The organism is Enterobacter cloacae complex sp. I2 (assembly GCF_014896205.1).
Classification (GTDB): domain Bacteria; phylum Pseudomonadota; class Gammaproteobacteria; order Enterobacterales; family Enterobacteriaceae; genus Enterobacter; species Enterobacter quasihormaechei.
The window spans coordinates 121,027-145,019 of the sequence record NZ_JADBRA010000011.1; the positions used below are offsets into that span (position 1 = coordinate 121,027).

The following is a 23,993-nucleotide window of genomic DNA, read 5'->3' on the forward strand; positions in this document are numbered from 1 at the left end:
ATTTTGTTAAGAGCGCTATATTTATAGACTCTTAATATTTTAAACGCCACGGCAACTGCTATGAGTAAGTTTATTATTCCCATGCTGAATACGTTACTTTGTGTTTTTGTAATTGTGTTATGCCTCATATGCGTGGGCGTCACTGATAACTGGAAAGAATGCACTATAGCTATAATCATCACTTTAGGATGCGCACATTTCATGGCCGTTTTACTGAATCGTGTATTGCCTCATAAGTTATCTATCTTAGAAGGAATACTGGAATTATTGGGAGGACCACTATTAGTTATAGGAGCAATTGTGTGCTTTGATGTATTCGAACCCTGGCCGTTAAAAATCATTGGGATGTTTGCGTGGATTATTTTGATTTTCTTTGTACCATCAATAATCAGTCCCAGGCGTTAACTCGGTCTATTAATAAGTGTCTACGTCATTTTTTCACCCACGGAATCCAACATAATGTACCCCACTCTTTCGCAGGTCATTGAGGTTGTACGTCAGTCCTCGGGACATCATCGCAAGCGCATTGATGAGAACACCCTAATCGAAGCCGACCTCGATATATGCGGCATGGATGGCGATGCCCTGATAGAAGACTGCGAGGAAGCGTTTGGCGTTACGCTTGTCACTGAAGAAGATGGCTATGAGAAAACTTTATCCCTCGCTGAAAACGAGTTTCTTTTTAGCACCGAGGGCATAGATTACTTTGGTATCTGCCGTTTGATTCGCAGGCTACGAGGCATACCCGAACCTGTGATACGCGATTTAACCGTTGGCGAACTCCATGCTGTACTGGTTAAGGCAGTGAAAGAACAAGTACATCATTATTGAGTGACTTTTGGCATAGTGCGGGCATGTGCTCATATGCCCGCACTCGTTAGTCTTTAGTTTAAACGGCCTTCCCACTCCCACGCTTAATCACCGGAACATCACCCGTATCATTCAGCGCTCCCGGAAAGGTCTTCAGCCACTGCGCGACTTTCTGCTTATTAATATTCACCACACTCATACCCTCCAGGCATCCCCATAGTTCTCTTGTATGCTGCGGCGTAATCACAATGCAGTCTTTCATGGCGCGGATTTTCACCGGCATACCGTTGATAAAGCCTGCACGGGTTAACCATTCACCGCCCAGCAGAAGATATTTCATGTCTATGCGCGCATACAGTTCGCAGCAAGCGGCACTGTCCTGCGGCGTTTCCGCGCGGGGATGGACGGGCGCCGCGTTAGGCGGGTTGCCGTGAAGACGGCGGGCGCTGTTTTTGCGTACCAGCTCGCGGTTTTCAATCATGCCGGTGAAAGCGTCTGATTCTGTTTTGCAAACAGTAAACTCTGGCTTAAAATTCGTCGCAGCCATTTTCAACTTCTCCGTAGTTGTTGGTGGTTAGCGGTATGGGGGTGTTGCAGCACCTTCATATCGCGAATTCCTTGTTAAATTCTCTTTGATACTTCCTTTGCCGATTGGCGTAAATTCTGGTGACCATTATACAGGGCTGAATATAAATACAGCGGTTTTGGGTGAGGTAAATTTGATTTTTGCGAGGGGGATTCAGGAAAAGGGTTGGGTCAGGGAAATTACGCAGCGAGGACTATCAGAATATAAGGTGAGCGCCCGCATGGACCTCAGAGCAACCATTCGCCGATCTGCGGGCTGGCAATGAGTCATTTTATTATCAAGTTCGGTGACCGACTGAGCGTTCACCTTTAATACGATGGCAGTTACACAGCATTACGGACAGGCTCCTTTGGGAGGATAAGCGTTAATAAAGAGGAGGCACTCAATGCCTCCGTTCTATTTGTTACGCTCTTACGTTCCAATCGTCCGTATACTGGACATTACCATCAACATAACGCCAGGTGATTTTGTCATACATCAGGGAAACAGATTCCATGTGGTTGATCTGCGAGTTTCCTGTCATCTTAGCGTTTGGCATCCCTGGGTTAATGCCCGTCACTTTCACACCCTCAATGGTCATGACGAAGTAGCACTCTTCTTGTCCTGCATGGTTAATGCGATACCAGCGAATCTCCGCACTTTTCAACGTTTGACCGGTGGCAACGGCTTTGTATAGGTACGGGCTGGAGCTATCAAACTCCTTTTCAATCATCATCGGAGAATGTGAACGCTTGCCAGTAATCTTCCCGTTGGCACTGTCTACTGGAATGTTCAGACCATGACTAAAGCCAACAATCTCTATACTCCCCTCACGCTCCTGAACGTCTACAGCTCCTTTAATGTCTGCGCCGCCATCGTCCTTAATCCACATGTAAGCCGGAATAGGCATTTTACAAACTCCTTTTAGTTGTGATTTTCTTCGTGATGAACCAGTAGCAAACAATCGTTAAGAGCAACTGAAAGCCCACAATCGCCGCTATTGTGAAATTTGAATACGTTTGATCCGGGAATAAAGACTGATAAGGCAGCAAGCGAAATAGCGCCCAAAACAGGAAGGTAAACCCGAAGATTTTAGCTAACCGTCGCAATGTGGAATTGAACCACTCTCTGGGGATGCCAGCTGGACTAACTTTGTGTGTCGCGCCACTGTACGCCGTGGTTATGGCGCTCATGACAGGTACGCTGATTAATGTATTGATTAAGATGCTAAAATAGCCGTCTAACGATTCCCAAACTTCTAAATCAGGTTCACCCAAAATGAAGCGGGTAAACTTGTCGGCGCTCTGGAAATCGAAAAGCCCCGTAATAGAATTAACTAATCCATCATGCGGAACTATTTCAGCAACGATCAGCACAACAACAGCGAACAGCACTATCTTGATGAATAAACTAAGGGCATGTTTTGCCATTGGAGATCACCTCAATCGTGCCGTATGCCTGTAGCTTCCTCATGCAAGGAACATATATTCTCTGGCTTCTCAACAGAGCATTACGCAACATGGCAAAATCAGAATCATGTGGGAGAGTGATACAACCTTCTGATAGTACGCCAGGATGCAAACGGAAATTGCCACGCTGAACGCTCTCAACCCATGTGTAATCGTCGATCCCCCAATCATCACGCCATAATGCGAACCATTCAGAATGTTTGAATGTTGCACCATTGGCGAAGTGATTATAAATGTCTCTTCCCACTGTGTTTAGCTGTGACTTGAGTCCACCCTGAGGGCGGTCAACAATCCAGTATTTACCCACTGGTGCTGGCCCCTCTTTGGGGATCATTCCACATGCCCCACGATTACGGTAAGCACCATTACCAGAGAAAGCTAAAAACGTGCCTATTCCAGGAAACGATAACGGGGGAGTAGTACGCATCATTAATTACGAACTTTCCATGTAGAGCCATAGATAATCCTTTTATCTATAATGATTTGTTGGCTTATCGTACTCCTACGCAATCGGACACAAGAAGATTTTCTTCCGAGAGACCTCTGATTTTCAGACAATAGCTCGTTGGTGGTAAGACAACGTGTAAGGCCGTTAGGCGGTAACATCAGAGGTGTTTAGGAAGCGAAGTTTATCAAGTTGACCATGTACCCTCAGGGGCAAGACCGAACCACTGGCAGAGTGACCTGCTCCCTGATGTTAGTTATGTCTTCATAAGCCACATGAGGACATCCCCATGAAGAGGCGTTTTTCCGACTGGCGTAATTACTGCTGCCTATTATACAGAACTGAATATAAATACAGCGGTTTTGCGATAGGTAAAATTGGGAAATACGATGGGGATTCAGGAAATGGGTTTGGGGGATACTGGTAAATCGCTGGCTTGAAAATCAGTCTTATTTTCCTCATCCAGAAATCTATTCATTCGCTAAAGTACCTTAGACGACAAATTCATCGCATCCAGCCTTTCTTCTCAGATCCCACAAAAATTCATCAAACCTATAGATTAACGATTTACATCACCCTGATTTTGTTATGTGATCCTGTTACAGGCTTTAGTAACGCCCTGCCCAGCCAACCGTAACAGGACTTCATCGATGGAATTTTATCAGGCCGATCCGACGCTTGAGAACTACTGGCGTGGTGTGATCCTCTTTGGAAGGAACGTCGCATCTTACAAATTTGCGCTGGCGTCGGCGTTGTATGAAGTGGATAAGACGGGCAGCGATTTGATAACGCTCGACCAGCTTGCCGTGCCGTTCAGCCGCTATCTTTGCGAGCACCTGAAGCATGCGCCAAAACAGATCACCTCCCGCAGCAGCCAATTTCTGGAAACCTGTCTGAAGTTCAACAGAGGCGAAATCACCCACGCCCAGCTCATTGAAGCGACGGTGCGCCTTGGCTTTAACAACGTGATTGATGCCTTTCATTACGTGAACCAGGGCGAGATCGATAAACGTTTTTTCCTTGATGAGCGCAAAACTAACAACGGGATCCGCCTGACGGATAACTTCTTTAAACTGGGCGAACGCCTGCAGTATAAAAACCTCGCCTTTGAAACCAATGCCCGCTGGAACCTGGTGGAACAGGCCTGGTCGATGGGGATATCGCGTAACCTTGTAGGCGTAGAGTTCGACGAAGATAATCAGCTGTTGTTCACGAGGGTGAACGCGCGTCGCGTAGACATCACCAGCTGCCGCGACAGCCTGAATGGATACCAGAAAGGACGGTGTTTTTACTGCTTCAAGTCCATCAGTCTGGTACCGGGAGACGCAGAACTGGCGGACGTCGACCACTTTATTCCCTGGGCTGCCCGCCATGAAGTGAGCAATATTAACGGCGTATGGAATTTAGTGCTGGCCTGTCGGTGCTGTAACCGTGGCGTTGAAGGCAAATCTGCACGCATTCCCGAGCTCAGGCTCCTGCAGCGGTTACACACCCGCAATGAGTATTTTATTCAGAGCAAACTGCCGTTACATGAGACGATTGTTCTACAGACAGGGCAACGTCCTGAAGCACGTAAAAGCTTTCTCCAGCGTAACTGGCAGGCCGCGCTGGACAAGCTTATCCATAGCTGGAAACCCAACGCGGAAGGCGAGGCAACATTTTAATGACACTTCACTACTATCAGAACCACGCACAGGATTTTTTCGATGGCACGGTCAATGTCGATATGACCCCGCTTTACGAGGCCTTTACCCAACATCTGACGCACGGTGCCCGAGTTCTGGATGCGGGCTGCGGTTCAGGACGAGACGCAAAAGCATTTCATGAGATGGGTTATCAGGTGGATGCTTTTGATGCCTCTTGCGCGATGGTGGAGCTGGCAAGGCAACATACCGGGCTACCCGTGCAGCTGATGACGTTTTCAGAGGTCGACGTTAAAGCGCAGTACGATGGGATCTGGTGCTGTGCCTCTTTGCTGCATGTCCCCTCTTCTGAGTTGCCTGCGGTGATGCAGAAGCTTGCGGATGCGCTTAAGCCTGGCGGCGTCTGGTACGTGTCGTTTAAGTATGGCACTGGTGAGCGTGTGCAGGGTGAAAGACGGTTTACGGACCTGGATGAAGAGGGATTGCGGATGGGAATAAGTAATATGACAGATGTGGCGATAACTTCGCTTTGGGTTACGAAGGATTATCGGCCGGAAAGAAGTGAGAGATGGTTAAATGGGATATTGCATAAAAAAAACACTATTTTTTAGAGCGGCTTTTACTTATTGGTGAAGGACTCATATTGATATGTTGAGTTGCACACATCTCATCTTCATGCCGACATAAATGGCTATGTCAATCTATCCTCAACAAAGATGTTATCGCAGCTCTAATGAACTTAGAAACTCATAGTCCAAACATTTAGCTCGTTCTCTTTTTTTGACAAGTCATACAAATTTCGTATTTTACTATTGAACCATCACCATAATTGTTATATAGCGTAACAGGTGGTTTTTCAGATATTATATTTACTCCTCACTAAAGTGAAATTTGCTTTTACTTAGAAATCATAAATGAAAGCAATGATGATCAAGCAATTAATCAATATTTGATATGTCATGTATCAGTAGTGTTTCTCCTGGCCACCTACAAAAATTAGTGATTGCCATACAAACGCCTCGAGGGTACGCTAATAGGTTTTTTAAATTAAACATTCGTTAATGTCTTGTCTCGCTTGACTATAAGGAGAATGCTTTGGTTCACTCAGAATGCATTTCATGGACAAAATGTACTTCATGGCTAAGAAATTTTCTTAGTCGTAGAGGATTGAGACAACCCGATGGCCGCCCGCTTTATGAATATCAAGCGACGAATGAAGAATATGTGGACTTAACGCAGTTACTTCGAGCGGTTAGCCAAACTACAAATATTGTTGATGATAAAGGCTATGCTTCCTGTTTTGTGTTTTTTTGCTCTGAATGGTATCGCAGAGACTATGAGCGGAATTGTGGGTGGACTTGGGAGCCCATTTATAAAAAGATAGGTACATCGTTAACGGCGACTGAACTAAGGCATATCGTTCCTAAAGGGATGAAGAGTTACTGGATGCGACCAATTCGATTTTATGAATCGGATAGACGTAACTTTCTTGGAACGTTGTTCAGTGAGGGTGGTCTACCTTTTCGTTTACTGAAGGAATCAGATAGTAGTTTTCAAACCGTATTTTCTCGGATCCTTAAACAGTATGAACAAGCTCAGATAGCAGGTTTTTCCATGCTTTCGCTGGTAAGAAAAATTATAGAAAGATCTTCGCTTCCAGCTGTATTTATTGAAGATACATCAGTAGAGCTCATCAGTCATATGGCAGAAAAACTCAGCTCATTGGTACTGATGTATAACCTAAGCGATGACTCTGAACCAGTAGCGCAGCTTGATAAAACGCATCCAAAATGGCGGGATGAATTCCCTATGCCATTGGATGATGAAACTGGCACCCGCTTTCTAAATGGATTGTTACGTACTGCATCTATAGAAACAAAACCCCGTTCACAAAAAAATAAATGTACCGGTTGTCAGTTCTTTTGGACAGAAAAATCACCGGATCAAATACGTGCGATAGTTTCGTTACCAGATGAACTGTCTTTTCCGATTATTAGTGAACCTTCAACTACACGATTTGAACTTGCTATTTACGAAGGCATTAACGAAGTTGCAAGCCTTGGTGTGGTCTATGCCTCCCTCGAAAATGCTCATGCCAGAGTTCGCATCCGCAAAAATGAATCACGATTTGCCAGACATGACCCCTCTGCGAATTTATTGTTAGTTGCTCGGGCAGGCGGAATGACTGTTGGCGCAATAAAATTGGATGATAGCGAAATCGCCATTGGTGAGGTTCCACTTACTTTCGTTGCTGATGGAGAACGATGGCTATTACAAGGGCAAGCTTCGTGCAATGTTCGTAACAGCGATGTTCTTATTGTTTTACCTCGAGAAAAGACAACTGTTTCAGGATATGAAACAACGTTGAATACAATTTCAGTCTTAGGACTCGAAACACTCTCCGTAAAAGGTTGCCATGAATTAATTATTTCCGGACATGAAACATATCGTATACGCACTGGAAAAGAACAGACTAACCTTGGGGGTTTTGAGTTTTACGGTAAAAGAGTAAATTGGGTATGCCACCCTACTGAAACATTTCTTGGGGTCCCTAAAGTCATCTCGAAAAATCCGGATATAAAACACATCCAATTTAAACCTTATTTTAATAGTAAATCAATCGAAGAATGCCAGTTGCAAGAGATGATGGGTTCTCAATTTGTTTCCGTCAGGAATAATGATAATGAGACTATACTTCGTCGAAAAATTGGAATATTACCGGCAGACTTTAATGTTGAGATTCGCGGTGGCGATCAGGTCAATGAAGGTACCATTGTCATCTCGACGCAACATCCCTGCATGTCTGTCTTAAAAAATAAAACACTCGAGATTGCTAGAAAGCGCGCAGCAGGACGCACCGAAATATTACTCAAAGCCGAAGGCATCCCTCCTGCATTTATCTCTCTGGAAATTTATCCTAATCTAGGAGCTGATTCAATTGAATTGACTTTTCCTTATCCTGCTAAAGGTTGTTTGGTTCTTGATGCAAATGGAAACCTTCTGGAAAAAAATATCACTTTGCATGATTTACTTGGTTCAAGAGCCTACTTGTTTGGTAAAAATGGTGAACCAACTCGATTTTCACTGGAATTACATCTACGCACTATAAATGGTCAACAGGCATGGCATGAATGGTTTTATACGGCAGGAGAACGCCCTATTGAACTCAATTTATACAGTCTAAGAGAGCATATTGAAAATTTGCTATCTCTTGAGTCAGGAATTGACCAGGTTGTGGATATGCGAATCAGAGGTGCTGGCGTAGCGATGAGCTGGCAGATTCGGCGCTACAAATACAGTTTGCGTTATGATTATGAAAAAGAAATTCTGATCAGCCAGTCTACAAACTATCGTGCCGGGCAATTCCCTTCTCCCGTCCTCATGTTATTGAGCGAGCCAGAGAGAAAAGCAGTCTCCTTGTCATCGAGGTTAAGTGAGGGTGTACCTGTTGGTGAATATGAACTGAGTTCTATAGTTAGCAAAAACGGGCCTTGGCTAGTAGTCCCAAAGGAAGGTGATGAAATGGCATTTCGTCCATGCTTCATTCGTGGCGAATCTTCCTTACATGGCGATGAAAGTAGCGTTCGTTCACTTCAGAAAGCCACCCAACTTTTTAATCCCCAGGCAAAAGTGAATACCATTACGCTGGTGCTTGATCAGATGGCTACCGATCCTGCTCACTCCGGTTGGCAGTTTATGCGCAGCCTTTATGAATATTTTGGCTATCTTCCGCTGGCTACATTTGAAGTATGGCGAGCACTCGTACAACATCCAAGAGCGCTGGCGATGTCCCTCTTCAAGTTTGAAATGTCCGCCGAGTATTTAAACCGCATTGAGAATGAATTCCCTGTTTTTTGGGAGTTTTTCCCTATATTAGAAATCAAATCCGCAGCAGAAACCTTCAAACGATTCCTGACCCAAAAAGGGGCACCAGATGAAGTTTTGGTAACACTGCTGAGTAAGATGTATCGACAATTAGGGATCGTATTTCCAACTTATGCCGATGAAGTTGAAAAATGGTTAAGTTATGGGAAATTCCCTCCTCCCATTCCAACATCGTTTGTCCGTGAGTGGTATCAGGAGCTTTTACGCGAACACAGTGAAGCTCGGTGGCCAGAATATGGCTGTAAGCGACTGCATAACTGGATGTCATCACAAACAGATGTAGTGATAGATATTTATCCCGAGGCTGATTATCGCTATTCAGTTGCCTGGTTACCTGTTTTCGCGGCTGCAGTGGCAAGCGGTAAAACTTCCTTTGAAACTGTGTTTGAACACAAACCTGGCGCCGTATTTTTCCTGAGACAAGTTCGGGACTTCGATTCTCGCTGGTTCAAGGCCATATTCCAGTGCAGCCTTCTGCGTTATATTTCAAAAAATAAAAAGGATTAAAGATGACTACACGCTTTTTTTCGTCGCTTATTGAACAATCGTTGTCTCGCTCAACCGAAGCAACGCTCAGTATTATGGGGATCACAAACCCGAACTTACGCAAGCATCTCACAGAGCAAATGGGTGCCGATTGTGGGAAATCAGGCTCATTTCTTGCCTCACCAGTATTCCAGCAAATGTTTGGCTGGAAAGAGTCGCATTATACAATGCGCAACCTGACCGAAGGTAAGGCATTACTGAGTAAAGCTGTTGTTGATTCACTAGATGATCATAACAACGGTCGTTACCGTTTTGGTGCAGACTGGAAACCCTTCACTCACCAGCTAGCCAGTTGGAAGGCTTTACTGGAAGATAAACATTCGGTAGTGGTGACAAGTGGTACGGGGTCAGGCAAAACGGAATGTTTTATGGTTCCTGTGCTGGAAGACCTCTACAAAGAATTACATGAAAATTGCAACAACCCACTTGTCGGCGTCAGGGCCCTTTTCCTCTACCCCCTCAATGCCCTAATTAATTCACAGCGGGAGCGCTTGGATGCGTGGACACGTGGATTTGGTACTGGGATCCGTTACTGTCTTTATAATGGCAATACAGAAAATCTTCACGCTTCGGTAAAAAGCGAGCAGGCAAAAAGGCCAAATGAAGTGCTTTCACGCGAAAAGATGCGTGAAGAACCCGCACCAATTCTGGTAACAAACGGCACGATGCTGGAATATATGATGGTCCGCCAGATTGATGCTCCAATTATTCAACAGTCTAAAGCACAAAAATCATTACGCTGGATAGTACTGGATGAAGCGCATACCTATGTCGGATCGCAGGCCGCTGAATTAGCTCTGCAGTTACGCCGCGTGATGACGGCCTTTGGCGTGACGCCAGACGATGTGCGTTTCGTGGCAACCTCTGCAACTATTGCCGGAAGCGATGCCGAAAAACAACTGAAAAAATTCCTCTCTGAATTATCCGGTATACCGCAGGAGCGCATCGATGTACTGGACGGAAGCCGGGTGATTCCGAAACTGGCATCGTGCAAACACGTTTATATTCCTTTAGAAGAAATTGAACAAATCCCTGATACGGACATGAAGGGCGTAAGCCCAGACCGCTTTGAAGCTCTTACGCATTCACCTGAAGCACATTACTTGCGTGAGATGTTAGTTACTCAGCCGGATCCAATGAAGCTGGATACGATGACGAAGCGGTTGAATACGCTGACCAAGCAGAATTATAGCCAGCTGGAAGTACTTCGCTGGATCGACGTCTGCTCTGGTACACAACCTAATCCTAAAGATCCGGCATTCCTGAAGATAAGAGCGCATATTTTCCAGCGCAATACCCAGGGAGTATGGGCTTGTGTTGATAAAGAGTGCAGACAAAAGCATGGCACTCCGCTGGAAAAGGGCTGGCCCTTTGGTTATGTGTATGTGAATCAACGGCAAAATTGTGAATGCGGGAGCCCGGTCTACGAACTGGCATTCTGCAATGAATGTAACGAACCGCATCTTCTGGCCCGGGATAAAAATGGCAAACTTGTACAATGGGAAAATAAAGGTGGCGATGAATTCTCTTTGCAGGATGAGGTGAATGTTGAAAACGACGCTACTGAAGAAAAAGTTGAGAAAGAAAGTAGTTACCGCCCTCCACTTATTATTGCGGCAGAAAAGGCCAGTGAAACTGGTTATATTCTACAGCGACTCGATCGCAAGACTCGTCGTATTGGTGTAGTTAATAATGAAAGTATTGAACTGATTATTAACGATATTGAACAGGTATGTAGTGCCAGCAGCTGCGGCTACAGAGGCACGAGTGGAAAACAACCTTTCCGCCGCGCATTGTTGGGTGGACCGTTTTATGTCACCAATATTGTGCCAACCGTTCTGGAGTATTGTCAGGACTTTGTCTGCGAAGATGGAAAGGAGGGAGTGGGGCCTGATTCACTGCCAGGTAGAGGCCGCCGTCTCATTACCTTCACCGACAGCCGTCAGGGAACAGCGCGCATGGCGGTACGCATGCAGCAAGAAGCTGAACGCAGTCGCTTACGTGGCAGCGTAGTAGAAATATTGGGCTGGCATCAACGGACACAGACTTCCACCACACCAAATGCCAATACAGATCTTGAAAAGTTAGCAGCGTTGGCAAAACAGGCACGCGAACAGGCCGATGAATTTAGAAGCTGGGGATTACCTGAACAAGCGAAGCTGGCAGAAGTACAGGCCGAGCAGCTTGAACAAGCTTTTCAGGCTGCGACCGGAGGTAACGTAGCGACCATTCTCATTTCCCGAACCTGGACAGAAATAGTCAATGAGCTTAGAGAGAAAGCCGATATTAGCGGCCCTATTCTGCAATATAATCACTATCTGAAGCCTGAAATTTTCAACGAAAACGGCGGGCCGCTGAAGCTTTCGGAAATGTTGCTTTTCCGGGAGTTCATGCGTCGTCCTAAACGAACTAACAGCCTGGAAACGCAAGGGCTGGTGCGGGTTGGTTATCAGGGGCTAGAGAAGATTCATAAGATGCCGATGCATTGGCAAGAGCAAGGGCTGACGCTGGATGACTGGAAAGATTTTCTTAAGGTTACTCTGGATCTGTACGTACGTGAAAGCAACTTCACACAACTGGACGATGAGTTAAAAAACTGGATTGGTAGTCGTTTTTCGTCAAAATTCGTCCGTAACCCGGAAACAAAAGATCCTGAAGATAATCAGAACAGACGCTGGCCACAAATTCGTAATGGCAATTTGTCCCATCGTTTGGTGAAGTTATTAATGCTTGGTGCGGGATTAAAAAAAGTAAATACGGCGACGATTGATATTATCAATACATGGTTAAAAGAAGCATGGAACCAGCTTACCGGATCACTTGCCGTACTGAAGCCTGATGGTAACCGTTTCTATTTGCCGAAAGAGCATTTGACCTTCTCTTTAATAACGGATGCCTGGATTTGTCCGGTCACCAATAAAATTCTGGACACTGCTTTTAAAGGGTTAACCCCATATCTACCCACTCACATTTCCTTTGAACAACTCACCCAGACGCAATATGACACATTTGTCGCGCAAAAGGTCACCATGCCAGAGATCTGGAAGGTGGATCGCTCACAAGAAGACTACGCTCCGGGTTTGGCTAAAGTACGTGACTGGGTCAGCAACGAGCCGCTGATCGCACAATTGCGTTCGGAAAATGTCTGGACGGATATCAACGATCGTGTCGTAGAAGGTGGCTTCTACTACCGCACTGCAGAGCACTCTGCCCAGCAGTCTTCAGAACGCCTGCAAAGCTACGAAAAGATGTTTAAGAACGGGCAGCTTAATGTTCTCAACTGTTCCACCACCATGGAAATGGGGGTTGATATCGGTGGCATTACCGCCGTGGTGATGAATAACGTACCGCCGCATCCGGCAAATTATTTACAGCGAGCCGGACGAGCCGGACGTAGCAAGGAATCGCGCGCGATATCTTACACATTGTGTAAAGGTAACCCGCACGATCAACAGGTATTTGCCAACCCGCTCTGGCCGTTTGAAACGATGATCCCTGCACCGATGGTGGCAATGAACTCAGCCCGGCTGGTGCAACGCCACGTCAATGCGTTATTGCTCTCTGACTTTTTATGTCACGTTATTGGCGAAACGGACAAAGAAAAAACCAGCCTCGACAGCCTCTGGTTTTTCGGTGATGACGAAGATCAATCAAAATGTGAACGCTTTAAAGTCTGGCTTGAACGCCCCGTGCTTGATATTGACGCGGCGCTGGAAAGGCTGGTAAAAGGCACGGCGCTGCATGGCGCCAGCTCCCACAAATTGCGAGAGAAAACAGTTGATGCGATTACTTTTCTGCAACAGAGATGGCTTTCCGTCTATCGCGATCTTGTTGCACAGGAACGCGAATCGCAGCCGCAAACGCCTTATCGCAAGCGCATAGAACTGGAAAAAAAACGACATTGCGGCGAATATTTACTGCGCGATCTGGCGGCCAGAACCTTCCTTCCCGGATACGGCTTCCCAACGGATGTGGTGACGTTTGATAACTTCACAATGGAAGACTATATTCGCGAAAAATCGCAGAAAAGCCGGGATAAAAAAGATCGCGAAGATAACGTGTCGCGTTATAAAGGGCTCCCGTCCCGCAACCTTGGGGTTGCTATCCGTGAATATGCACCAGGTGCAGAAATTATTCTTGATGGCAGGGTCTTCCGTTCTGCCGGTGTCTCCCTGCACTGGCACAATATTAATGCCGATACGAATGAAGCGCAGCGTCTGGATTGCGCCTGGCGCTGCCACAAATGCGGGACCATCGGCTATGAAGAGGGAATGAGCAGTTCCGGGGTATTATGCTGTACCAACAGCACCTGTGGTGAAAAAATCATCATGGATAATCGCCGCCAGGTGCTGCAGCCTGCCGGGTTTGTGACCGATGCGCATGCACCTGTGACAAACAACATTGAAACCATGAAATTTATCCCGGTTGTCCCTGCCTGGGTATTTGTTAAAGCTGAACCCGTACCGCTGCCTAACCCGATAATGGGGTATATGACGTCTGGTGCTGATGGTCATGTTTTCCAGCAAAGTCTCGGAGAAGGTGGGCATGGTTACGCGTTATGCCTGAGCTGTGGGCGTGCAGAGTCGATGCTGAATGAGAATGATGCACCGAGAAGTATGGAAGCTCACTACCCACCTCGTCCAGGAAAAGCGGACCGCGATAGCCAAAATCAGCGGCTGATTTGCCCCGGTTCGACAGCACTGATGAAAAACGTCACGCTGGGGGCATTAGCACGAACAGATGTATTTGAAATGGTTTTGCGAAAGCCTCAAAACGGTGAATACCTGCCGGATAATACAGAAGAAGGTCGGCTTGTCGCCATGACTCTGGCGGTTGCCCTGCGTCAGGCGCTGGCGGGTGTATTGGGTATTTCTGCTGCAGAACTGGGCTACGCAGTACGTCCAGTCAGACTGGAAGATGGACAATCGGTGTTAGCCGTTCAACTCTACGATGTGATTAGCGGTGGCGCAGGTTTTGCGTCCAGTGCTCCATTACACATTGAGACCATTCTGCTGGGGATGGTGAAACAGCTGGGCTGCAACCATTGTGGTACCGCATGCAGTGAATGTTTGCTCGATTCCCAAACCCGCCACGATCATGACCTGCTGGATCGTAAAGCGGCGCTGACCTGGCTTGGGGATGACTTCAGTTTCTACATTGGTTTACCAGATGAAGAGACATTCTCGCTACCGGATGCCCGCTACTGCCCGGGAGCCATTGGCGATACCCTTCGTCGGGCGATTAACGAGGGAGCTGAAAAACTCACACTGTGGATGAACGGGCCACTCAATGAATGGGATCTTTATGCCCGTCAATTCCGGGCGGCTATTCAGAACTACCGGATTAAAGACAATGTTGCGGTCGACCTTGTCATTCCTGCTGGCGTCGATGATCCAGAGCTGTTGCATGAGCTTTCGCAGTATACTGCTTTGGGTGTGCGTTTGTGTCATAGTGAACAGGCTCTGGAATTGCCGATTGTGGCGCAAATCGCTTTTGCCGATCGCGTAATGACGCTGGCTTCACGCAGCCAGCAGGCAACTATCCCGGGGCCAGGCTGGCACCTGAATGACGAACTGGTCGTTCGCAGCCTCGGCTATAAAACGGTAAAACTGAACGAGTTTGTTCTGCCGGGGAAAGCGGCGAACTCTGTTGAGCGTGTAAAAGACATAGAGATTCATAAACAGCTAAATGGCCCACTTTCGCAATTCGGACAACGCTTCTGGGACACGCTGTTTAACAGCCATGAAGAAGCACAATCGCTGATGAAAAACCAGCGAATCACCAGCGTTCACTATACCGATCGCTATCTGCAAAACCCGGTTGCGCTGGCACTGCTGGGGGCGATACTGAAACCGCTAAAAACAAAGCTGACCGATGACGCGGAGCTTGAGCTTGATACTCTGTTTAAACCCAAAGATCGTCCCGGCAACCGGCCGTTCCATGACTGGATGAGCGATGCGGATTTTCAGGATTTCGCCGACCAGTGGTTTACTGCGGCAATGGGCAGAGCGGTAGAACTGACGGTGTTCGATTCGCCACGTGATATTCCACATCATCGTAAGCTGACGGTGACCTTTGAAGATGGTCAGACGTTGAAGATTCGATTCGACCAGGGAATGGGATACTGGCGTATCGACTTCCCGTATGTATGGCGTAATTTTGACTTTGCCGAAGATGTGACTTATCAACTAGTAAAACTGGCGCAAGCCTGCCAGGAGGGCAAAGTCCTTAATAGCGAGGAAAGCTGGGCAACGGATGTGCTGGTAGAGGTGATGCCGTCTTAATGGATTAGCGCTCCCAATAAGGAATTGGGAGCGCTAAAACGACTCGAGTCAGCGATGGCCGATAACCCCAATTACGCTTTTTTACGCGAGTTTTTTTTACCGCTGCTGGCCGCGCGTTCGGCTTTAATCCTTTCCAGCAGGGCGGCAGCGCTGTTTTCTCCGCTGATAAGACTTGGGTTTTCAGCACGCCACTGGGCGGTAAGCTCGCCGCGGAAAGCCTTCGCCAGGATCGACTGGGTGAGGCTGTTGACGCGGGTTAAGGCGCTGTTGACCTGCTTTTCAATGGTGTCGGCGTAGGCGAAGAGTTGTTCGACGCGGCGGACGATTTCGTGTTGTTCATGAAGCGATATAAGTTTGAAACTGAATTCTTTGACATCACGAATGTAAATCGCTTGCTGGGCTGTTGCTCCAGAGGCAGAGACCAGCTGTTGTTGCCCAGAAATATCATTAAATATTAATTTCATATATTCAGGTATTACTTGTTCTGTATCCAACTTAATAAGTAAAACACTACCCATCAGACAAAATGTTTTACTCGTTGATACTAAATGTGTTCTGCCAACAGTTGCTCCTCTGCTTACAATCAAAATATCATTTTTTTCTGGATTGCATCTATTCATTGCTTTAGCTGCAACGGTATCTGATAAATACTTGACATTATCAAATAACAATTCATCTTCTTGCACATCTTTAGCTGATAATAGTGGAATGCCACTATTAATTGTTTTAGGTGTAAGATGTTCTCCATCAGTAATTTTTTTAGTGACGTCTATGAGTTTAACTATTTTAGCAGTGTTTCGTGATTGTTCTGAACTTCCATTTAGCGCCATAGCCAGCACTGCCTGACGAAAACGTTTCAGGATTTGTGGGATTTGCTCAAGACGTGCTTTGGTGCTGTTCACCTGCGCCAGCAACGTATCGAGTTTTTCGGCGATGATTTTTTGTTCAGCAAGCGGTGGTAGAGGAAACTCATAGGATTGAACATCACTTGACTTTGCAGCTGGGTATAATGCTCCCTGAACTAATCCTGAAATTGAGTCAATAAAATGACGTGAGCGAACCAGTGCAAAAATATAGCGACTTTCTACCAGAGCTGGTCGAATAACCTCGAAGCCAGTTGAGGCAATTTGTTCATCATATTTTTCGCTTACTAAAGCAACAGCATTTAAATTCGGTCTTGTTAGCGAAACAATGATGTCATGGGCTTTAATCTCTTTTCTTGCCCGGCTTGGAGCATCTTTACCAATAAGGTATTGAGGATTTTCAATTATTTTGAGCTCACGGTTTATGCTACCAATATCAACATAAATGAATTGCTCGTTTTCTTCAGGCACTCGTTGTGAACATTTAACCGAGATGTCTCCAATGGTTGTGTTTACCCACCCCTCCGGCAATTTCCCTTCACTCATGCCTTCACCTCGCCAAACGCCTCTTCCTGCAACTGACGCTGCGCATCCGCCTCATCCCCCGCGCCCAGCTCGCGCATAAGCGCATCCAGCTCACCCAGCGCCTGCACCAGCTCGCCCATCGCTTCAGCCGCCAGCACATCCGGCTCCGGCAGGCTGTCGGCGTCGATACTGTATTTATCCTTCAGCCAGGAGATATCCAGCGAATCGGATTTCGCTGTTCGGATCCACTCGCGGCTGAACTTGCGCCAGCGGCTGGTGGCCTGATGCTGGTCGGTGTTTTTGTTCTCTTCGCTGTCCGCAACCTCGCTCTCTTCGGCGTTAAAGCTCCACTCGCCTTCGGTACGCGGGCTTAAGCCGTGCGGATCCTCACCGTAGACATTTTCAAACGGCAGCAGATGCTGTTCGGTAAACGGCGTGCGCTTGCCGAAGCTCGGCATATTGGTACGCAGGTCATACACCCACACGTCGTCGGTGCAGTTTTTATCCTGATTCGGATTGGCTACCGTGCCTTTGGTAAAGAACAGCACGTTGGTTTTTACGCCCTGGGCGTAAAAAATACCGGTCGGTAGACGCAGGATGGTGTGCAGATGGCATTTGTCCATCAGGTCACGACGAATATCGGTACCCTTGCCGCCTTCAAACAGCACGTTATCCGGCACCACCACCGCCGCGCGACCACCGGGGTGCAGGGTGTCGATAATATGCTGCATAAAACACAGCTGTTTGTTGCTGGTTGGGTGCACGAAGGTGCGGGTAATGTTGGTGCCCGCAGCGCTGCCAAACGGTGGGTTGGTGGCGACAATATGCGCCTTCGGCAGGTTTTCGCCGTCGCTGCCCAGCGTGTTGCCCAGACGGATGGCGCCTCCGTGATCAAGGTTGCCTTCAATATCGTGCAGCAGACAGTTCATCAGCGCCAGACGGCGGGTACCAGGCACCAGTTCGAGGCCGATAAACGCGCGGTGGATCTGGAAATCCTGGGTGTCGCCATCAAGGTCATCCAGATCGTGAGTCTGAGATTTCACGTAACGGTCGGCTTCAATCAGGAAGCCCGCCGTACCCGCCGCCGGATCCTGCACCACTTCACGCGGCTGCGGCTTCAGCAGATGGATAATGGTTTTGATCAGCGGACGCGGAGTGAAGTACTGGCCCGCGCCTGATTTGGTTTCGTTGGCGTTCTTTTGCAGCAGCCCTTCGTACATATCGCCGAAGTCATCGCGGGACTTCCCGTGGTTGCCGTTGTACCAGTCCAGCGCGTCCATATAGCTGACCAGCTCAGTCAGCTGTTTGGGTTGCTCAATGGTGGTACTGACATTATGGAACACCGCCTGCACCAGCTTTTTCTCATCAGCGCCTAACTGGACCAGCAGGTTACGGTAGAACTGCATCTGATCCTGGCCAATGCGCGACTTCAGATCATCCCAGCGGTAGCCTTCCGGCAGGTAGTCCGTTTCCTGGCCGGTCTCTTTACACATTTTCAAAAACAGCAGCGAGGCAAGTTCATTCACGTAGTTTTGATAGGAGACGCCGCCGTCGCGCAGGTTGTCGCACAATTTCCACAGTTTGGCGACCAGATCGTTATTGTTCATTGAAGATCCCATGTAAAACAGCGGCCCTTATCGGGGCCGCAGAAGAAGAAATTGCCGGGGATGATAACGCGTCAGGCGAGCTCATCCCAGATGTAATCGCTGAACTTATCCAACACGCTGTCGAGGTTGTCGTCAAAGGTGCGTTGTAACATTGGCTTACCGCCGCGACGGTGGAAATTACCGGTTTTGAAGACGTCGTCGTCGAGCACCACCTTCTCTTTGAGCGCCTGCGCTAAACGGTCGAGCCAGCTTAGCTGTTCATCGCTCCAGTCGTTCTCGCCCTTGATACGCGTCAGCGCGTGGTCGACACGCTCGTCGAACGGTTTGAGCGCATCGCCCACCGCCGCACGGCGGATATGACCAATCAGCCTGGCGGCGATATCCTGATTGCGCGTCGCTTTCCATGCGCTGCGCAGGGAGGACTCTTCAAAATGCTGGCGGTCAAACCACTCCTGCAATTCCACCAGCCCTTTACGGGTGAGGTCGCGCGGACGATTGATCACCGCCTGCAGCGCGGGCTGAGCGTTAGGAGCGTGCTGCACCAGCGCATCGAACGCTTCGAGGAAATCCTGCGGCGTGTCGTAATCACCGTACAGCGATTTAACGCTCACTACCTCATCATCAATATCGAGGAAGATGGGGGCGTCGCGCAGAGCATTGATATCGGTTTTCAGCCTTTCGAGGCGGGCGATAAAGCCAGGAAGCTTATTGAAAATCTCGGCGCTCCAGTGCGGTCCTTTTTCCCGCAGGCGTGAGGCCAGACCGCCAAAGTTGACACCTGCGGCATCCATGCACAGTTCATCCAGACGGCGGATCTGCTTATCCACCGCTTCGCTGCGATCGCGATTATAAGTAGCGAGGCCGATGATTCTCTGCAACTTGGCGACCAGCTGTTCATGGCTGTGCTCGGCAAAACTGCGGCCATCCGCTTCAATGGTTTTGTAGGTTTCTGAGTCGGTAATTTCATTGACCAGCGTTTGCAGTTCCACCTGTGGACGCACAACCACAGGGCGCATGGTATCGACGCTTTCCAGCGAGCTGTAGATATCAACGCAGTCGAAAATCCTAAAGCTGGTTTTCCCCACCGACGGGCACAGACGCGTGGCACGGCCCTTCATCTGCTCGTAGAGAATGCGGCTTTTAACTTTACGCAGGAACACAATATTACAGATAGACGGGATATCCACGCCGGTGGTCAACAGATCAACGGTGACCACAATATTGGGCAACCGCTCTTTGTTGAAACGGACGATCATGCTTTGCACTTTCTTCGCGTCTTTATCGGCATCACCGGTGATCTTGATAATGGCGTCGTGTTCAAGCTGCGGATAATTTTTCTTAAACGCGGTGCGCAGCTCGTCAACCACCATGTCGGCATGGGCGTTGGTGACGCAGAACACCAGCGTTTTTTGCTGGCCGGTGGGATCCAGGTATTTGGTGAGCTCACCGCATACCGCACGGTTAAACCCCGGGATCACCAGACTGCGGTTAAAGTCGGCGACCTCAAAATCCTGATCGTCGGCCAACGTGTCGTTGATCAGCTCGCCCTGTGGGTTCAGGCGTTCCACCTGTTCGCCTTCGGAAAGATAGACCCCATCCTGCGCGTTGCGGGTGACGATCTGAATAGGCGGATCCTGGTCGATCAGGTAACCGTCGATCACCGCCGTACGGTAGGTGTAGCGGTAAACCGGTTCACCGAAAATATCTACCGTGTGAAGGGCTGGCGTGGCGGTCAGGGCAATTTTTACCGCATCGAAGTGGTCGAGAATGCGACGGTAGGCGGAAACGTAATCCAGCTGGCTGCGGAACTGCAGCTCGCCTTCGGTTTGCTCTTTATCGAGAATGTAGCCGCGGTGGGCTTCATCGACGACGATACAGTCGTAGCGGCCGACCGGCATCGGTTCATCAGATTGCAGCGTACGCTTGACCAGTGACTGCACCGTGGCAACGTGAATTTTGGTGCTGTCTTCCGGGAATTTATCGGTCAAGCCTTTGATATCAAAAATACTGTTAAAGGTGTAGCCGTTAATGCGCGTATCTTCGAACGACCCCAGCGCCTGCTCGCCAAGCGAGCGACGGTCGACCAGAAACAGGACGCGTTTGAAACGCTGCGACTGGATCAGACGGAACATCAGGGCGATGGCGGTACGGGTTTTACCAGTACCGGTCGCCATCGCCAACAGGATCTCTTGTTGGCCGTTAACAATGGCCTTCTCTACCGCGCGAACGGCATCCTGCTGGTAATAACGCAGGCCCAGTTCGCTCATTCCGGGGTTATCTGCAAACCACTGATTCTGTTTTTGCGGGTCGCTGCCCAGCATATCCAGCAGCTCTTCCGGGCGATGCCATTCCGGCAGCGCTTTCGACATATTGGTGGTGTGGCGGACGTCGCGATACCAGATACCGCTTTTGGTCTTCATTGCCGCGCGGTATTCACGCCCGTTGGTGGAATAGCAAAAGGGGATTTTAAAACGCTGTGTTCCGCTGGAATCTTGCCAGCTGATTTCGTAAACCGGTAGGGCTTCGTGTATATCGTCGGGGGTAAATTGCTTCAAAAGCGTATCGCGCAAAAACGCATTATCGAAATATTTACTGTATCGATAAGCCTCATTCAGCTTGCCGGGAACATCAATATTTTTACGTTTTGCTTCCACTACGGCGATGGGCTTGAGGCCAACGAACAGAACATAATCCGCAAATCCTTGCTTACCCATTTCATCTATACCCGTAGGCCATTCGGCAATCGCTTTATTGATACCCGGTTCCGGGCGAGCGCCTTTGGCAAAGCGCAGCATTTTACTATCCGCCTGCCAACCCGCTTTACGTAACTGAGCGTCAATCAGGAAGCGACTCTCCTCTTCACTGAGATTCAGTGTACGCTTGACGGCCTGGTCGGTGATTTCTTTATGGTAGGCTTTTCTTTCCTGTTCCGTGAGCTTAGCAAGCTTCGCATTTTTCTCAGCTAACTGCGCTTCCAGAGCTGAGAAACGAGCCAATGTCTGTGCTTCAGTTTCCTGTTGCTTACCTTCAAGAATGGCAATATAGCCGTTCAGAGCAATCAGTTTCTGCTGCTGTGCTTCGAGTTCAGCCTGACTGAGTGCTTTCTCACGTGACTGCTCTTCTAACTTTTGTTTTAACGTCAGTACTTCCTGACGGTAAAGATTTTCTCCGCGCTCCGGTAAAACAAAAATAGGCACAGGGAAGTCATAATCTTTCGTAACCAAACGGTAGTACCAGACCCCCAGCCGAAAACCCAGCCTTAAGCACATCTGAGCATCATCAAGATCGTTATGGTATTCGTGGACAGCCTGGTTACCAATACGACGTAATTTATGAAAAACGGAAAGAATGCTGTCGTCAACGAAGGCAATTTTGCCAAGCTCACGCAGGAGTTCGTGCTGATTTTCACAGGGAGGAATATCCAGCAGCAGGCCAAGATGTTTTGCTGTCGCTTCGCCAAACATCCGCATTTTTACCAGCGCCGTATTGGGATCATCCGGGTAGTTATTTTCCGCCGCGCATGCGATGGCATAGGTGAAATCGTTCACGCCCTTCAGGAACTCAAAATTGGATTTATTCATCATTGTTATGCAGGCCTGCGCATACATTTTAGGAACATAACTTTTACTTTAACTATCTGAAGATTCTGGAGCAATGACTAAAGTCACAGCAAGTTAATCATTGATGAAGAAATTTTGATGCTCGTTACAGCAGATGAGTGATATTTAAACCATGCGGGACATGCATACATTCCTTTTCCAGGTAAAGCGGAAAGCATCAGGCTAAGACAAATATCCTTTCAAAATCACCGGAAGGCTTATGAACAAATATGTCAATTATCGAATGAGGATATTCTGTTCTATACTCGCAAGAAATTTGATATTGGCTGAATCAGATTGTCTTCCGTTGAAAGGAAAACTTTACGTAGATTTCAGACACAAAAAAAGCCGCCCTTAAGCGACTTTGATATGCATCTTATGGTGCGAAGGCCGGACTCGAATTTAACACCCAATATGCTGATATCAATGTAGTTTATAAACAGGGATAAATAGTTATACCCGCACTTGTACCCACAAGTTAAAATCCGCACAAAAAATATACACTACGAGTGGGTATAAAGCCATACCAGTAGAACACCGATATGGCTATCAAAGCAAGATTCAGGCAGGCAGGAACGTTTTCTTCAGAGGTACCAAAAGTTTGGTCTCAATATCCACTTGCTCATAGTTCTCAATAAGCGCACGGACGAGATCATCAAGCGTCCAGAGCGTTAGTGGTATCGTCGAACGGTCGGCTTCATATCGAGCATCTTTCGTAAAACCCCCTGTACTGACATAAAGCCCGCGATCGTCTTTATGGCGACCGCCGATAAAGCTGCGGATCTGTTGGCTTCCCATTTGCTCCCTGCGATGTTTTACCTCAACGATAATACGTGGATTTTCAAAACCGAATCCATCAGGTGAAGCAATGATATCTTTACCCCGATCGGCTCCCGCAGGCGAGACCTGCGTTTTATAGCCCATACTGCGTAAAACTCCGGCAACCAGATTTTGCATCTCGTCCCAGTCAAGAGAGTTGATGCGATCTTTGATACCTTCAAACGCGAGCATTTCCATATCGCGGAGCGGATCAGAAACGACCTCATCTTCATCCATCGCAATTGGATTCTGAGTAATCACATCTACCGTAGGTTTCTTATCCTGCAAAAGCTCTTCTAGAGCATATTCCGGAATCTGGAAAACCGTCAGCGTAGAACCCAATGTGTTTTTCGTAGCAACAGATAGTCGATCGCGATCGATTTCTTCAGTATTCCATTTAACCTGTCGAGCGATTCCCATCCCCTCTTCTACCCATTCAGGGTGGTACTGGAAATCAGATGTAACCTTACCTAGCAGATAAGTACGATTGGCTGGCGAATAGGTAATAACCCAATCACCCTTTTGGATCTCATTCACAAAACGCCAGACCTGCGATGCACCAGAACGCACAGTTCCCAGCTTTGTTAAAGGGTCTGCCTCCTGGTATAAGGCGAGTAACTGGGCTCGGGATAGGCCGGGTTTGACTAATGGAGCCAGCTGAGACCAACCGATGCCTACAATTTGCTTATCGCGAAAATCGTCATAGAGCTTGCCGCCGTCACCGCGGATCATCCACATTCTGTTGCCCATACCCGTCCCTTTATGAGGAAAAGAAATTATGCTGGATCATAAGCTTGTTCGTAGTATGCGTCAAAACCATCAACAACGACGGCCCAGCATTCCCGGATTGTGCTTGCGATAATGTGCCCAGTTAAAATTACAGCTTCAATTTGCATGATATTTCGTCCATATAAGTAAAAGCACCAACCAGCA

Annotated in this window: 12 protein-coding genes and 1 pseudogene; 5 read left to right on the top strand and 8 right to left on the bottom strand. The window is 47.9% G+C overall.

All coding sequences use genetic code 11. From position 1 onward, the window contains the following. Positions 1-459 precede the first annotated feature (459 nt). Positions 460-831: a hypothetical protein gene (locus IM300_RS11685; RefSeq protein ID WP_193036585.1), complete on the top strand. Its 372-nt coding sequence runs from the start codon at positions 460-462 to the stop codon at positions 829-831. 58 nt (positions 832-889) lie between these two features. Here IM300_RS11685 and IM300_RS11690 read toward each other — a convergent pair whose 3' ends face one another. The 4 genes and pseudogenes from IM300_RS11690 to IM300_RS11705 all read right to left on the bottom strand — a co-directional run bounded on the left by IM300_RS11690 (position 890) and on the right by IM300_RS11705 (position 3,302). After that, positions 890-1,357 (bottom strand): SymE family type I addiction module toxin, encoded by a 468-nt coding sequence (locus IM300_RS11690; RefSeq protein WP_074171839.1) that lies wholly within the window; start codon positions 1,355-1,357, stop codon positions 890-892. A gap of 442 nt (positions 1,358-1,799) precedes the next feature. Beyond that, entirely contained in the window at positions 1,800-2,285 is a 486-nt protein-coding gene (locus IM300_RS11695; RefSeq protein ID WP_193036587.1) for an Hcp family type VI secretion system effector, read from the bottom strand. Between the two features lies 1 nt (position 2,286). Next, entirely contained in the window at positions 2,287-2,805 is a 519-nt protein-coding gene (locus IM300_RS11700) for a hypothetical protein (protein ID WP_193036589.1), read from the bottom strand. After that, positions 2,786-3,302, bottom strand: a pseudogene (locus tag IM300_RS11705) (DUF2778 domain-containing protein). The gene IM300_RS11700 and the pseudogene IM300_RS11705 overlap by 20 nt, the downstream one beginning before the upstream one ends. Positions 3,303-3,939: 637 nt before the next feature. Between IM300_RS11705 and IM300_RS11710 the strand changes: the two are divergent. From IM300_RS11710 to IM300_RS11725, 4 genes are all read left to right on the top strand, one after another. Then, on the top strand, positions 3,940-4,953 hold the full coding sequence (locus IM300_RS11710) for an HNH endonuclease domain-containing protein (RefSeq protein ID WP_193036591.1): 1,014 nt from the start codon (positions 3,940-3,942) through the stop codon (positions 4,951-4,953). Further along, positions 4,953-5,543, top strand: coding sequence for a bifunctional 2-polyprenyl-6-hydroxyphenol methylase/3-demethylubiquinol 3-O-methyltransferase UbiG (locus tag IM300_RS11715; protein ID WP_193036593.1), 591 nt, complete (start codon positions 4,953-4,955; stop codon positions 5,541-5,543). The genes IM300_RS11710 and IM300_RS11715 overlap by 1 nt, the downstream gene beginning before the upstream one ends. A gap of 484 nt (positions 5,544-6,027) precedes the next feature. Further along, a complete protein-coding gene (locus IM300_RS11720) occupies positions 6,028-9,324 on the top strand; it encodes an STY4851/ECs_5259 family protein (protein WP_193036595.1) in 3,297 nt (1,098 codons plus the stop codon). A 2-nt stretch (positions 9,325-9,326) separates the two neighbouring features. Continuing rightward, positions 9,327-15,647, top strand: a complete 6,321-nt coding sequence (locus IM300_RS11725) for a DEAD/DEAH box helicase (RefSeq protein WP_193036597.1) — start codon at positions 9,327-9,329, stop codon at positions 15,645-15,647. Positions 15,648-15,718: 71 nt separating this feature from the next. Here the strand turns inward: IM300_RS11725 and IM300_RS11730 are convergent, their stop codons facing one another. The 4 genes from IM300_RS11730 to IM300_RS11745 all read right to left on the bottom strand — a co-directional run bounded on the left by IM300_RS11730 (position 15,719) and on the right by IM300_RS11745 (position 23,810). Beyond that, a complete protein-coding gene (locus tag IM300_RS11730; RefSeq protein WP_193036599.1) occupies positions 15,719-17,056 on the bottom strand; it encodes a restriction endonuclease subunit S in 1,338 nt (445 codons plus the stop codon). Then, a complete protein-coding gene (gene hsdM / locus IM300_RS11735; RefSeq protein ID WP_193036601.1) occupies positions 17,053-18,642 on the bottom strand; it encodes a type I restriction-modification system methyltransferase in 1,590 nt (529 codons plus the stop codon). The genes IM300_RS11730 and hsdM overlap by 4 nt, the downstream gene beginning before the upstream one ends. A gap of 71 nt (positions 18,643-18,713) precedes the next feature. Further along, complete coding sequence (gene hsdR / locus IM300_RS11740; protein ID WP_193036603.1) at positions 18,714-22,226, bottom strand: type I restriction-modification system endonuclease; 3,513 nt, start codon at positions 22,224-22,226, stop codon at positions 18,714-18,716. Between the two features lie 576 nt (positions 22,227-22,802). Further along, positions 22,803-23,810 (bottom strand): restriction endonuclease, encoded by a 1,008-nt coding sequence (locus IM300_RS11745; protein ID WP_071696538.1) that lies wholly within the window; start codon positions 23,808-23,810, stop codon positions 22,803-22,805. Between the last annotated feature and the right edge of the window lie 183 nt (positions 23,811-23,993).

Coding starts and splice junctions, on each gene's coding strand:
- IM300_RS11725 (WP_193036597.1), top strand. CDS start 9,327: ATGACTACACGCTTTTTTTCGTCGCTTATTGAACAATCGTTGTCTCGC.
- IM300_RS11745 (WP_071696538.1), bottom strand. CDS start 23,810: ATGGGCAACAGAATGTGGATGATCCGCGGTGACGGCGGCAAGCTCTAT.
- IM300_RS11715 (WP_193036593.1), top strand. CDS start 4,953: ATGACACTTCACTACTATCAGAACCACGCACAGGATTTTTTCGATGGC.
- hsdM (WP_193036601.1), bottom strand. CDS start 18,642: ATGAACAATAACGATCTGGTCGCCAAACTGTGGAAATTGTGCGACAAC.
- IM300_RS11730 (WP_193036599.1), bottom strand. CDS start 17,056: ATGAGTGAAGGGAAATTGCCGGAGGGGTGGGTAAACACAACCATTGGA.
- IM300_RS11695 (WP_193036587.1), bottom strand. CDS start 2,285: ATGCCTATTCCGGCTTACATGTGGATTAAGGACGATGGCGGCGCAGAC.
- IM300_RS11690 (WP_074171839.1), bottom strand. CDS start 1,357: ATGGCTGCGACGAATTTTAAGCCAGAGTTTACTGTTTGCAAAACAGAA.
- IM300_RS11685 (WP_193036585.1), top strand. CDS start 460: ATGTACCCCACTCTTTCGCAGGTCATTGAGGTTGTACGTCAGTCCTCG.
- IM300_RS11710 (WP_193036591.1), top strand. CDS start 3,940: ATGGAATTTTATCAGGCCGATCCGACGCTTGAGAACTACTGGCGTGGT.
- IM300_RS11700 (WP_193036589.1), bottom strand. CDS start 2,805: ATGGCAAAACATGCCCTTAGTTTATTCATCAAGATAGTGCTGTTCGCT.
- hsdR (WP_193036603.1), bottom strand. CDS start 22,226: ATGATGAATAAATCCAATTTTGAGTTCCTGAAGGGCGTGAACGATTTC.